Below are 13,068 nucleotides of genomic sequence, written 5' to 3'. Positions count from 1 at the left end.
ACTGATTTTTTTATTCGAAAGAACGTACTTTCAGTACACGCATAACATTTAGTACGGCAAGCAGTGTTACGCCCACATCGGAAAATACAGCCTCCCACATGGTAGCAATACCGAAGGCACCCAACGTGAGAAACACGACTTTGACACCGAGCGCAAATATAATATTCTGCCACACGATACGACGCGTATTCTTGGCGATATGAATCGCTGTAACCAGTCTCGAAGGCTCGTCGTTCATGATCACGATATCCGCCGCCTCAATCGCGGCATCTGAACCCAAACCGCCCATCGCTACACCTACATCTGCCAGCGCCAGCACAGGGGTATCATTAATCCCGTCGCCCACAAACAAAATCTTGTCGCCCGCTTTTTTACTTGCAGACAGTTGTTCAATCGCTTCGGCTTTATGCTGGGGTAACAGCTCTGCACGTACTTCGTCCAGACCCAACTGTCGTCCTACGGCCTCTGCAACCGTCCGGTTGTCACCTGTCAGCATGATCGTTTTCACTATACCCAGCTTTTTCAGTGAAGCAATCGTTCGTGCCGCGTCCTCTTTGACCTCATCCGAAATCAGGATGCATCCGGCGTACATTCCGTCTACAGCTACATGAATGACCGTTCCCTCATCAAGTGTTCCTGCACGTTGTGCGTCGTTATAAGCGACTTGCTCCCGCTCCATTAGCTTTGAATTCCCGGCCAACACCAGACGACCATCTATGTGTGCCTGAATTCCATGGCCGGAAATTTCGCTATATTGCTGTACCCGCTCGGCTTGAAGCTCCTTGCCATAGGATTCACGCAGGGAAGTGGCAATAGGATGTGTGGAGTGCAGCTCAGCCAAAGCGGCCGTTTCCAGCAAACTTTCCTTCGTAAATTCCCCGACAGGGTAAATTCCTGTTACACGGAAAACCCCTTTGGTGAGTGTACCTGTTTTATCAAAAACAGCATATTTCACATGGTTCAGTGCTTCAAGATAGTTCCCGCCTTTAATCAGCACACCTGAACGAGAGGCTGCCCCGATTCCGCCAAAGAAGCCCAACGGAATGGATACGACCAGCGCACATGGGCAAGAAATGACGAGGAAAACAAGTGCACGATATACCCAATCTGCAAACAGTGCCCCCGGTACGAAGAGCGGTGGAACGACTGCCAGCAGCAACGCAACGATAACCACAACAGGAGTATAGTATCTGGAAAACTTGGTGATAAACTTTTCAGTCGGCGCTTTTTTGGCGCTCGCATTTTGCACCAGCTCCAAAATTTTGGAGACCGCCGATTCGCTGAATTCCTTGCTAACCTCTACAGTTAAAAGTCCGTTTGTATTTATAAATCCGCTCATCACACTGCTTCCCGGCTCCACGGTACGAGGCACGGATTCACCCGTCAACGCCGAGGTATCCACATGCGATTTTCCGTCTACAACTTTACCATCCAGCGGAATCTTCTCGCCCGGCTTGATTACAATCAGATCACCTACACGCACATCCTCGGGTGACACACGACTTACGGAATTAGCTGTCTTCAGGTTGGCATAGTCCGGTCGAATATCCATAAGGTCGCTGATGGATTTGCGCGAACGATTGACCGCAATCCCCTGGAATAGCTCACCGATTTGATAAAAGAACATGACGGCTACGCCTTCCGGATATTGCCCAATTGCAAATGCGCCAACCGTTGCCACCGTCATCAGGAAATACTCGTCAAAAGCCATTCCCCGCACCAGACTGCGAACAGCCTGCAAGACTACATCTCCGCCGACAATGATATATGCCAGTAAAAACAGTGCCAGCTTGCCTAGGCCCTCTACAGGCAACCACCAGGCAACTGCCGCAACGACTGCACCGATAGCCAAGCGTGCAATCATCCGGCGCATACCGTCTGTACCGTGGTCATGTGTATGCCCGGCATGGCTGTCATCCTCATGCGAATGTGAATGAGCATGTGTGGAATCACCATGATCATGTGCATGTTCGCCATGGTGGTGGCCATCATGGGCATGAACTTCCTCAGCATGTGCTTCATGACTATGAGTATGACCTGTGTGGCTGTGAACTCCATGTTGTTGACCGTTCTCATGCGTATGTCCTTCACCATGCTCATGACTATGGGGGCGCTCCCCTGAACTGCCTGCCTGTGCGGCACCCGCCACACTGCGATGGATCTCACTCGAGCGTCCACGTGCGCTTTTTTCGATCATACGGACGTGAGGCTCCAGTCTGTGAACCTTCTGTTCCGTTTGACGAAGAATCTCCTCTTTTTGATCCGGGCTTGCTGTCATCGTCAATGTTTTCGTCACAAAATTGACCGAGCAATCAAGTACACCTTCTATTTTACTGACTCCATTTTCAATCTTCAGAGCACAGTTGGCGCAATCCAAACCTTCCAAAATCCATTCGTGCCGTTCCGTTCTTTTCAGAGCATCCATAATCATTGGCCTCCAATTAACTATATATGAGCAACTGTTCATATATTATTTATTAAGGCCATTATATTCAGGATCAGGGTCAAAAGTCAATGACAATAGCCTCTTTTCGCCAAAAAAAGCTCCGATTCCCCAGACAAACACCAAAAGAGCGCCATGCGCTGGCGCTCTGCTGTTTTTTGATCCAAAAATCATTGATGTGAAATGTGCTGGTGGGTTTGCAAAAATATCTGCTCCACATGATTATCATCCAGCGAATAAAACACCGTCTTGCCTTCCTTGCGGCGTTTGACAATCCGCAAATTACGTAAATAACGAAGCTGGTGAGATACGGCAGACTGCCCCATATTCAATACCTGGGTCAGATCATGTACACACAGCTCCTTCTGAGCCAAAGCGTAGATTAGCTTGATCCGTGTCGGATCACCCAAGGCTTTGAACAGCTCCGACATTTTGTATGCGATGGAATCCTCAACAAGAGAAGATTTTATGTGCTCGATTTCTTTGTCTGAACCGTGACAAGCCGGCTCGCAATCCAAAGCTTCCGTTTCAGAATTCATCCATTTCACCCCGTGTATTTCGACTTGATGCTCCTATTATAGCAAATTCGTAGAATTTACGAATAGCTTATATTACAGCTTGCCCTGTAACAGAGAATTTTCAAGTCTCAATGCCTGGCTACCCACCCTGTATAGCGTTGCGCTAAATAAGGCTTAATTCAACGTTTTTAATGCTTCATCACTGTAGGGAATAATTTCTTCTATTTGTTGATCACGTAACTTCACCGCAAACGCCGGATCAACCAGCAAAGCACGTCCAACCGCAACCAGATCAGCTTCCTCTCGTTCTACTTGCCCCACGAGTTGTTCTAATCTTGCCTCTACACTACTGGATTGATCGGTTTGACGACTATTATTTTTTTCCAAATCACTCAAAAAGGCCTTTTCCAAACCAATCGAGCCCACAGTAATAACTGGCTTGCCTGTAATCTTTTTGGTCCAAGCTGCCAGGTTTAGATCAGACCCTTCAAATTCCGGTTCCCAAAAACGGCGGCTTGAGCAATGGAATACATCTACCCCGGCCTTCACTAATGGAGCCAGAAACTGTTCCAGTTCCTGTGGTGTCTGTGCCAGTTTTTCTTCATAATGGTACATCTTCCACTGGGAGAATCGCAATACAATTGGGAAATTCGGCCCCACTGCACGACGACAAGCCTCAATGACCTCCACTGCAAACCGAGTACGCTGGGCCAAATTGCCTCCGTATTGATCGGTACGCTTGTTGGTTTTGTCCCAGAAAAACTGATCAATTAAATAGCCGTGGGCACCATGAAGCTCAATGCCATCGAAACCTACCCGCTGAGCATCGGCTGCTGCCTGGGCATAGGCTTCGATAATACTGGTAATCTCGGCCTCCTTCAACGGCTCAACTACCTTTTCACCAGCAGGAGAGATACCGGACGGACCGACAGGCAACGCCTCGGGATTCGGTTGATTATCCGCACCTATTTTACGGGCCGTACCCACATGCCAGAGCTGCGGTATAATCTTGCCACCTACCGCATGAACCTCCTCGACTACCTTGGCCCATCCCTTTAATCCCTCACCATAAAAATTAGGAATGCTTGTGTGTTCCACAGCTGCAGGATGATTAATAGCAGTGCCCTCCGTAATAATCAATCCAACTGCATTTTCCGCACGGCGACGATAATACGCGGCTACATCAGACCCTGGAATACCTTGAGGAGAAAAATTCCGTGTCATAGGCGCCATAACAATCCGATTGGGAAGAGATAAATTACCTGCCTTAAAAGGTTTAAACAGTAATTCTGTGTTCATTACTTTTTCCTCCGCTCTCCACTAGTATTATCGTTTTCATTCTACTGTTATACAATTCCATTTTACACATATGTAAACTTGAGTTCAAGCAGCCACAGTTTATAATTCCAATATGCTACACAAAAAAAGAAGAAGCGGCTCTAAGTCCGCTTCCTCTTATCTAATTAGTTTGTACTTATTAGTGTGCTACCATGTTGTATTCCATAATCCATACAGAACCACCAACGACGGTCAACAGGATAACTACACCGAAAATCAAAGTCATGACATTCCAGCGTGGTCCATTGCTTTCACGGATGTGCATGAAGAAGAAAAGCTGAACCAGAAATTGCAGCACTGCCGCGACTAAAATAACAACCATAGTCGAAGTGCGGCTCAACATATGATTCATAACCACACCGAGAGGAATGATAGTCAGTACGATGGACAGAATAAACCCGATAACATAGGATTTCACTGAACCGTGAGAATCATCATGACCATGCGAACCCGCTCCTGATTGATGCTGTGCCATCTACATCACCCCCATCAAATAGACGACTGTCAGCAAGAAGATCCAGACAGCGTCCAAAAAGTGCCAATACAAGCTCAATGCCGAAACTTTGCCCTTCGTCTCTGACGTAAGCCCGCGTTTTTTCAACTGGAACATGAGTCCAATCATCCAAACCAGACCTAACGAAACGTGAAGTCCGTGCGTTCCGACTAAAGTGAAGAATGCCGACAAGAACGCACTGGTTCCAAAATTGGCTCCTTCGTGTACCATCTCAACAAACTCATAAACCTCAAAACCGATAAAACCAAGACCCAAGATCGCCGTCACGATTAACCAGTTGATTAATCCCTTCATGCTTCCTTTGTTCATGGCCAACACAGCCAGACCACTTGTGAAGCTGCTCGTGAGCAAGAGGAACGTTTCAATAATAACGCCCGTCATGTTAAACAGCTCTGCGCCACCCGGTCCTCCGGCTGTGTTGTTCCGAAGGACGACGTAGGTTGCGAACAAGGTACTGAACAGGATCACGTCCGTTACGAGGAAGATCCAAAAACCAAGCATCTTCAATTCTTGCGGATCGTGATGCCCGTGGTCATGATCATGGCTTTGATGTGCTGCAGCTTGTGCCATTATACAGACCCCCTTATTGCCGCTTCCGTGCGTTTTACTTCATCCGCAGGGATATAGTAGTCGCCATCATAAGAGAAGAACGAACGGCAAATCATACAAATTGCCACACCGATCAGCCCTGGAATATAGAAGAACGACCATCCGAATACGAACCCGAAACCTGCAATGAAAAAGAATACCGACATAATGAATGGAATCGCCGAGTTCTTCGGCATATGAATCGCTTCAATTGGCGGTTGCTTTCTGAAAATACCTTTTGCACGTTTATCTTTTTCTGCCCACCAGTCATCGCGTTCTTCTACTTGTGGAATGGTAGCAAAATTGTATTCCGGTGCAGGTGAAGGAATCGACCATTCCAACGTATGACCACCCCAAGGGTCGCCTGTTGTATCCTTCAGCTTGCGGTAATTCTTGATACCCAGCAGAATTTGAAGAACCTGGAACAAGAAACCAATTCCCATCAGGAATGCCCCAACGGTCGAAACGAGGTTAAGCGGCTGCCAGCCGGTATCCCAGCCATAAGTGCTCAGACGACGCGTCATACCCATCAGACCGAGAGAATATTGCGGAATAAAGCATACATAGAAACCGATATTCCAGAACCAGAAAGCCCATTTACCAGGCGTTTCAGGCAATGTGAAACCAAACATTTTAGGCCACCAATAGTACAGACCTGCCAAGTAGCCGAACACTACACCACCAATCAGGGCGGAGTGAAAGTGAGCGATCAGGAAGTAACTGTTATGGAACTGGAAGTCTGCAGGCGCTACAGACAACATTACGCCCGTCAAACCTGCAATCAAGAAGTTCGGAATAAAAGCAATTGACCACATCATAGGGGTCTTGAATGTGATCTTACCCCGATACATCGTGAACAGCCAGTTAAATACTTTAACCCCTGTCGGTATTGCGATAACCATCGTCGAAATCGCAAAGAATGCATTAACATCTGCGCCTGATCCCATCGTGAAGAAGTGATGCGCCCAGGTGAAGAAGGACAAGATAGCAATAATGAACATGGCGTAAACCATGGACTTGTATCCAAACAGTTTCTTTTTGGAGAATACGCTGATGACCTCGGAATAAATACCGAAGGCAGGCAAAACTACAATGTATACCTCAGGGTGACCCCACATCCAGATCAAGTTGATATACATCATCGGGTTGCCGCCGAAGTCAAGGGTAAAGAAGTGTCCTCCTCCAAAGCGGTCAAGGAATAGCAAAGCTAAAGTAACCGTCAGAATTGGAAACGCGAAAATGATAATAACACATGATGAAAATACGGACCACGTAAAGATAGGAATTTTCATCCAGGTCATACCAGGTGCACGCATTTTAATAATGGTAACAATAAAGTTGATACCCGTAGCCAATGAACCTATACCAGAAATCTGAATACCCCAGATATAGAAGTTCTGACCGACGCCGGGACTAAATTGCAGTTCTGAAAGCGGTGGATAACTCAACCAGCCTGCGTCTGGCGAACCACCGATAACGAAGGACAGGTTGAACAACATCGCTCCCATAAAGAAAAGCCAGAAGCTCAATGCGTTCAGGAAAGGAAACGCAACGTCACGCGCACCAATTTGAAGTGGTACGGCAATGTTAAACAAACCAAACATCAACGGCATCGCCATAAACAAGATCATGATCGTGCCATGTGTTGTGAAAATCTGGTTGTAATGCTCAGGATGCAGGAGTGTAACATCCGGAGTAGCAAGTTGAATACGCATCAATAATGCATCCACGCCACCGCGGAATAACATCAAGATGGCCGCAAGAATATACATAATACCGACTTTTTTATGGTCAACGGTAGTCAACCAGTTTTTCCAAAGCCAGCCCCATTTTTTGAAATAAGTGAGCACAAACACGATCCCGATCATTGCTAGTGCGATGGAAACGTCCGCTCCATAGATCATTGGGTCTCCAGTAACGAAGAAAGTGGATGCAAACTCTTTTATTTTGTCAAGCATTGGGGGCCTCCTTCCCTGTAATCATTTAATTGTGTCCGCTCATATTCATATGACTCATGTCCATTGCAGCTTTATCCTCTGTGCCGGACTTGGAAGAACCTTCTGTGGATGCTCCTTCACCATGTCCTGCATGCGGGTTAGAAGCACCGTCTACTACGTACTTGGTTACAATTTCCTGGAACAAGCCGTCGGGAATCGAAGAATACTCATCAGGCTGGGACAAACCTGGTTTTGCAAGCGCCAAATAGCCGTCCTTCGTCAGCGGCTTAGACTGCTTCTTGATGTTAGCGACCCAGTTTTTGTACTCTTCATCCGACTGAACCTCTACATCAAAGCGCATTTGTCCAAAATGCTCACCGCTAAAGTTTGCACCCGAACCAAAGTAAGTTCCTTCGTGGTCGGCCTGCAAATGCAGTTTCATAGCCATGCCTGACATGGTGTAGATCTGACCGCCCAATTGCGGAATCCAGAACGAGTTCATCGGGGCGTCGGCAGTCAGTTCAAAACGGACCGGAACACCTTTAGGAATGTGAATTTCATTGACTGTAGCAATACCTTCTTCCGGGTACATGAAGAGCCATTTCCAGTCCAGTGAAGTCACTTGAATGGTTACTGGCTTTTGTGTACTTGCCAACGGCTTGGAAGGCTCCAGCAAGTAGGTATACCTCGCGGTTATAACCGCAAGAATCAAGATCACTACGATTGGAATAGCCCACCATACGGTCTCCAGCTTTTTACTGTCATCCCAGTGGGGTTGGTACTTTGCTTTGTTATCCGGTGCGTCGCGATATCGCCAAATGATGAAAAAAGTCAAAATCATGACCGGTACAATCAGAAGTGCAGCCATAGACGTTGAAAGAATGATCAGCTCTTTTTGTGCTTGCCCAATAGGTCCTTTCGGATCGAAAACAACGTATTTTCCGCCAGCATAAAAACACGTCCAAATGAGCAATGCTACCGTGAGCACGGTCAAAACCAACGCAATAATCGCTTTTGGTTTTTTGTTCATGTTGTTCCCCTCTCCTTAAATAATAAATTACTCAAAACTAACGAACTCCTGTAATGTTGCCCCTATATAAGATATCAGAAAAGCAGGGACTTTTTTTATTGTTAACAGAATTGTCGATTATTTGTCCGTTTTTTGTGAAAAATCTCTCTTAAAATAAAATTTCTCTTGCAAATTCAAAATTTCTTGTTAATTCAAAGATGACATAATAAAAACGTTATTGTGTATCTTGAAGAAGCTATATTAAAGCAAAAAACGGGACTCCTTACAGTTATCATGCTACACTGCTCGAAGCCCCACGTTGTTGTTTTTATTATATGTTTTCTTAAAATATTTTTTCAATTGTTTTAACGATGTCCGTTTTCTTGGTCTTCCTTCTTGCGGGCAATGACCAGCCCTTTTCCGATCATATAAATAAAAAATCCGCCAACGACACATCCAATACCCACCATTAAATATATATTACGATCACTTAGATTACCTAAATTGAACAAAATAAGAATAATGCCCACAATCCAAGCGATCCAGGCGATGACAGACACCGAGCGGCTCATTTGCTTTTCGTTCGATCCTGATTTTCTAAAATTCGAAGCCATATCCTCCACTCCCCTTGGTCTAAAATTGTTGAAACGCCCTCTTCAGGTATTTTTGTCAGTATGCACAATCACTGTGATTTTATTCTTGATAGCCTCACCATACTTCTAGCAACCTGCAATTTCATCCTGGGTATTATTACCCCGGAGGGCATGTTGTTCAAACAAAAGGGAGCGGAGACAGGCCCATGTCCGCTTTATTCTCAAAGTGCATGCTCTTTTAGCGTCTGGTCTCCAGCCAGTTGTTACTTACCACATTTCGATACCAGTAGTAGCTTTCCTTGGGGGTGCGGGTCAGAGTGCGAAAATCGACATGAATCATACCGAATCTCATATTATACCCTTCCGCCCATTCAAAATTGTCCATGAGCGACCATGCCATATAGCCTTTCACATGAAGGCCGTCATGAATCGCCCGATGCACCTGCACCAAATGCTGCTGCATATAGGAAATACGGCGGTCATCCTGAACCTTGCCATTCACAATCTCATCGTTAATACAAGCCCCGTTTTCTGTAATATAAATATCGATGTTGCCGTACTTTTGCAAATAATGCAGGACCTCATACAGCCCGCGCGATTCCACCGGCCAGCCGATATCTGTCACAGGCAGCCCCATATTAATCTCTTCGGATTGAAGGAATCCAGCTTCGGGATTAAAACGATTGACGGACATAGCGTAGTAGTTTATACCGATCAGATCAATAGGTTCGCTAATGATGCCCATATCTCCTTCCTGAATCGGTACGATAGCTCCTTGCCCGGCGAACCAGTCTACCAGAAACTGAGGATACGAACCCTGGTAGATGGGCTGGAGAAACCAGTCACTATGCAGGGAAACCGTACGCGCACACGCCGCTTTGTCTTCCTCGGAAGTGCTATAGGGTACAGCCCAGGAGACATTCGGCGCTATGCCAATCTGACCACTGGTGCCCAACTCGCGGAAACGGCGTACGGATAGGCCATGCGCAACCAGTAGATTGTGCCCAACGTTGATGGCTGTCTGGAGATTGGTCAGACCGGGAGCATGAACTCCCAGCATATTGGATAAAAAGGCGATGCACCACGGCTCGTTGAACGTCAGCCAATGGTGTATTTTCCCATGGAACTCACGGAACATCGTCTCTGCATACTGGACGAATGCCTGAATCGTGCGACGGTTTTCCCATCCTCCGGCATCTTGAAGTACCTGTGGCAGATCCCAGTGATACAGCGTACAAAACGGCTCAATTCCATTTTCGTTCAACATATCCACTACGCGATGATAATAGTCCAGCCCTTCCTGATTGACTTCACCGTCACCATTGGGGAATATACGCGGCCATGACACCGAAAAACGATATGTACGAATGCCCAGCTCCTTCATCAGCCGAATATCTTCTTCGTAGCGATGATAGCTGTCACAGGCTACATTCCCGTTATCTCCGTTGAACACCTTGCCGGGCGTATGGGCAAAGGTATCCCAGATGGACAAACCTCTTCCCTCCTCCTCATAGGCCCCCTCGATTTGATAGGCTGCTGTTGCCGTCCCCCACATAAAGTCCTGCGGAAATTGAAAAATGGTCATATTTGCTCTTCCTCTCCATCAATAATAATCGTATGTCTGTCCGTAGTTTCCTGCTCTTTGGTAAAATTCCATGACAAAATGAATCCTCCATGCTCTGGATCAGGCTGAGCCTTCCGAGCATCTGCACTGAACGGATGGGCACTGCGAATCGTGCAGCGTCCAGTCGGGACGTGTGCGGCAAGTTCCGCGCGAACGAGTCGGGCACTGGACCATTCCATGTTGACCGTCATCCCGCCTTGTCCCCGCAATCCGCTGACCCGCCCCTCCGACCATGCCGAAGGCAGAGCGGGCAGTAAGGTCAGCTCACCCGGACGACTTTGCAGCAGCATTTCCGCAATCCCCGCCGTCGCGCCGAAGTTGCCGTCGATCTGAAAAGGCGGATGAGCGTCAAATAAATTCGGATAGGTCGAACGCGACAGCAATGTGCGCACATACCGATGTGCTGCTTCGCCATCCTCCAACCGAGCGTACAGGTTAATCAACCAGGCACAGCTCCATCCGGTATGACCACCGCCATGATCAAGCCGTCGGCGCAGCGATATGCGGGCTGCTTCTGCCAGCTCCGGGGTATCACGAACATGGATTTCTCGTCCGGGATACAAACCATACAGATGTGAAACATGTCGATGTCCCGGCTCCGCTTCCTCAAAATCGGCAAACCATTCCTGTAACTGTCCGTGACGACCAATCTGGTAGGGCAGCAGGCGTTGCAGTGTCTCTTCACAGCGGTTGCAGAATTCACGGTCTAATTCCAGCAGGTCAGCAGCCTGGATGCAGTTGCCCAGCAGCTCTCGAATTAGCGTCATATCCATCGTTGAACCCATGGATATACTGCAATCCTCTCCGTCCAGGGTTTTAAATTTGTTTTCAGGTGATGTAGAAGGTGAGGTCACAAGCCAGCCGTCCGGGCCTTCCACGAGCCAATCTATACAAAAGGCGGCCGCTCCCTTCATCAGCGGATAAGCTTGTTCCGCCAAATAAGCTGTATCCTGAGTAAACAGATACCGTTCCCATAAATGGGCGGTTAGCCAGACACCCCCGAGCGGCCAAAAGGCCCAACTGGCATGGCCTCCTGACGGTCCGGCATACCTCCAGACGTCTACATTATGGTGGGCCGTCCAGCCTTGAGCGCCATAATGGATCGAAGCAACTCTGCGTCCCGTACGGCTAACTTCACCAATCATGTGCAACAAGGGTTCATGGCACTCGGCAAGATTGCATATCTCCACCGGCCAATAGTTCATCTGGGTATTAATATTCGTTGTATAATCACTGTTCCACGGCGGCTGCACCCGGTCATTCCAGATACCCTGAAGATTGGCGGGCTGACTGCCCGGACGCGAACTGGCTATCAGTAAGTAGCGTCCATACTGAAACAACAGCACCTCCAAATCCGGGTCCGTCTGACCTTCGCGGTACTGCTCCAATCGCAAGTCAGTCGGAATTTGTCTTTTTGTCATTCGATCCGTCCCGGTATCATCCCCAAGCTCTAACTCGACGCGGCCAAATAGTTCCCGATGATCTTGCTCATGCCGTCGCTTCACCTGCTCGTATCCAAGCGAGACTGCTTTATCCAGAGTAACTTGGCATACGCCTGTCGGTTCCGCTGCATCACTGTCCGGTTTAGTATCAAATCCCCGGAATCCGGTAGCTGCGGCCAAATACACCGTGAGTTTATCCGCACCCGATACACTCAGCACTCCGTCAGCATCCTCTGTCAGCGTCCCCCCCTCGGGGATAACCCGCGTCTGAACCGCAAAGGCCATCCCCAATTCATCCTCGTAAACAACCGACTGCGGATGATCCCCGCGATAATTGGACTCCACATGGCTGGGCGCTCGTCCGGTTAACGTAATTACGTCCCTCGTTGATTCATCAGATGGGCCATCTTCCTTGTCACTATCCCATTTCGATGAATCACCAAAATGTGCATCCTCGCCAGCCTCGGTTTCACAAGGATGCGGTGTAGTTATACGCACGATTGCATTGATCTTTCCAGGCCTATCCGCAGTCAGCGATACCATAATAATTCCATCTGGTGCACTGGCGATAACTTCACGGGTATAGCGGACTCCATCACTCTGAAAAGTGACCGCTGCCGTTCCGGTCAACAAATCCAGTTCCCGTTCATAATGCGCAATTTCCCCTAGGCCCTCCTGCGTAAACCACAAATCTCCCAAAGGCTGATAAGCCTCCGTATCGCGACCTAGCATATTCGTATTAATCAGGTGTTCCGCTTCCTTGTATTTTCCATCTGCAATCAGCTTTCTGACAGGTTGCAAATATCGCAATGCACCATATTGAACGCCGTCTCTGGAAAATCCGGACCAGAGCGTATCCTCGTTTAATTGCAAACGCTCCTCCCCGATCCCGCCAAAAACTATCGCGCCCAGCCTCCCATTGCCGACAGGCAATGCTTCCTCCCACACCTTAGCAGGCTGGCGATACCATAAACGCAGGGATTTCTGCTTTTCGCGTTGTCTCACATCAAACCCTCCCCCCATTGAGATTAAACAGAGCGCCAATCCCGTATGAACCACAAG

10 protein-coding genes are annotated in these 13,068 nt (G+C 47.9%); all 10 read right to left on the bottom strand.

Annotated features, from left to right (window positions below; all coding sequences use genetic code 11):
* Nucleotides 1-10: 10 nt before the first annotated feature.
* The 10 genes from ASL14_RS16835 to ASL14_RS16790 all read right to left on the bottom strand — a co-directional run bounded on the left by ASL14_RS16835 (nucleotide 11) and on the right by ASL14_RS16790 (nucleotide 13,029).
* Nucleotides 11-2,425 (bottom strand): heavy metal translocating P-type ATPase, encoded by a 2,415-nt coding sequence (locus ASL14_RS16835; protein ID WP_134912598.1) that lies wholly within the window; start codon nucleotides 2,423-2,425, stop codon nucleotides 11-13.
* Between the two features lie 188 nt (nucleotides 2,426-2,613).
* Nucleotides 2,614-2,982 (bottom strand): ArsR/SmtB family transcription factor, encoded by a 369-nt coding sequence (locus tag ASL14_RS16830; RefSeq protein ID WP_014278144.1) that lies wholly within the window; start codon nucleotides 2,980-2,982, stop codon nucleotides 2,614-2,616.
* A gap of 153 nt (nucleotides 2,983-3,135) precedes the next feature.
* Nucleotides 3,136-4,260: an NADH:flavin oxidoreductase gene (locus tag ASL14_RS16825; protein ID WP_134912596.1), complete on the bottom strand. Its 1,125-nt coding sequence runs from the start codon at nucleotides 4,258-4,260 to the stop codon at nucleotides 3,136-3,138.
* A 178-nt stretch (nucleotides 4,261-4,438) separates the two neighbouring features.
* Nucleotides 4,439-4,774 carry a cytochrome o ubiquinol oxidase subunit IV gene (gene cyoD, locus ASL14_RS16820; RefSeq protein ID WP_134912595.1) on the bottom strand — a complete coding sequence of 112 codons (336 nt, stop codon included), beginning with the start codon at nucleotides 4,772-4,774 and terminating at the stop codon, nucleotides 4,439-4,441.
* Complete coding sequence (gene cyoC / locus ASL14_RS16815; RefSeq protein WP_134912593.1) at nucleotides 4,775-5,383, bottom strand: cytochrome o ubiquinol oxidase subunit III; 609 nt, start codon at nucleotides 5,381-5,383, stop codon at nucleotides 4,775-4,777.
* Complete coding sequence (locus tag ASL14_RS16810; RefSeq protein ID WP_134912591.1) at nucleotides 5,383-7,359, bottom strand: cbb3-type cytochrome c oxidase subunit I; 1,977 nt, start codon at nucleotides 7,357-7,359, stop codon at nucleotides 5,383-5,385. Before ASL14_RS16810 ends, cyoC begins: the two co-directional genes overlap by 1 nt.
* A gap of 25 nt (nucleotides 7,360-7,384) precedes the next feature.
* The gene (gene cyoA, locus ASL14_RS16805; RefSeq protein ID WP_134912589.1) at nucleotides 7,385-8,368 is read right to left on the bottom strand and encodes a ubiquinol oxidase subunit II; all 984 of its coding nucleotides are present in this window, start codon (nucleotides 8,366-8,368) and stop codon (nucleotides 7,385-7,387) included.
* Nucleotides 8,369-8,712: 344 nt separating this feature from the next.
* The gene (locus ASL14_RS16800; protein ID WP_134912587.1) at nucleotides 8,713-8,961 is read right to left on the bottom strand and encodes a hypothetical protein; all 249 of its coding nucleotides are present in this window, start codon (nucleotides 8,959-8,961) and stop codon (nucleotides 8,713-8,715) included.
* A 217-nt stretch (nucleotides 8,962-9,178) separates the two neighbouring features.
* Entirely contained in the window at nucleotides 9,179-10,525 is a 1,347-nt protein-coding gene (locus ASL14_RS16795) for a GH1 family beta-glucosidase (RefSeq protein WP_134912585.1), read from the bottom strand.
* Complete coding sequence (locus ASL14_RS16790) at nucleotides 10,522-13,029, bottom strand: glycoside hydrolase family 95 protein (RefSeq protein ID WP_442953265.1); 2,508 nt, start codon at nucleotides 13,027-13,029, stop codon at nucleotides 10,522-10,524. Before ASL14_RS16790 ends, ASL14_RS16795 begins: the two co-directional genes overlap by 4 nt.
* Nucleotides 13,030-13,068 lie beyond the last annotated feature (39 nt).

This window comes from Paenibacillus sp. IHB B 3084 (assembly GCF_001447315.1).
Taxonomy (GTDB): Bacteria; Bacillota; Bacilli; order Paenibacillales; family Paenibacillaceae; genus Paenibacillus.
The sequence above is the reverse complement of the archived record's forward strand: the minus strand, read 5'-3'. Positions and strand labels throughout refer to the sequence as shown.

What these genes read in the sequence shown, in the direction of transcription:
- ASL14_RS16835 (WP_134912598.1), bottom strand. Translation starts at nt 2,425, where the DNA reads ATGGATGCTCTGAAAAGAACGGAACGGCACGAATGGATTTTGGAAGGT.
- ASL14_RS16830 (WP_014278144.1), bottom strand. Translation starts at nt 2,982, where the DNA reads ATGAATTCTGAAACGGAAGCTTTGGATTGCGAGCCGGCTTGTCACGGT.
- ASL14_RS16825 (WP_134912596.1), bottom strand. Translation starts at nt 4,260, where the DNA reads ATGAACACAGAATTACTGTTTAAACCTTTTAAGGCAGGTAATTTATCT.
- cyoD (WP_134912595.1), bottom strand. Translation starts at nt 4,774, where the DNA reads ATGGCACAGCATCAATCAGGAGCGGGTTCGCATGGTCATGATGATTCT.
- cyoC (WP_134912593.1), bottom strand. Translation starts at nt 5,383, where the DNA reads ATGGCACAAGCTGCAGCACATCAAAGCCATGATCATGACCACGGGCAT.
- ASL14_RS16810 (WP_134912591.1), bottom strand. Translation starts at nt 7,359, where the DNA reads ATGCTTGACAAAATAAAAGAGTTTGCATCCACTTTCTTCGTTACTGGA.
- cyoA (WP_134912589.1), bottom strand. Translation starts at nt 8,368, where the DNA reads ATGAACAAAAAACCAAAAGCGATTATTGCGTTGGTTTTGACCGTGCTC.
- ASL14_RS16800 (WP_134912587.1), bottom strand. Translation starts at nt 8,961, where the DNA reads ATGGCTTCGAATTTTAGAAAATCAGGATCGAACGAAAAGCAAATGAGC.
- ASL14_RS16795 (WP_134912585.1), bottom strand. Translation starts at nt 10,525, where the DNA reads ATGACCATTTTTCAATTTCCGCAGGACTTTATGTGGGGGACGGCAACA.
- ASL14_RS16790 (WP_442953265.1), bottom strand. Translation starts at nt 13,029, where the DNA reads ATGGGGGGAGGGTTTGATGTGAGACAACGCGAAAAGCAGAAATCCCTG.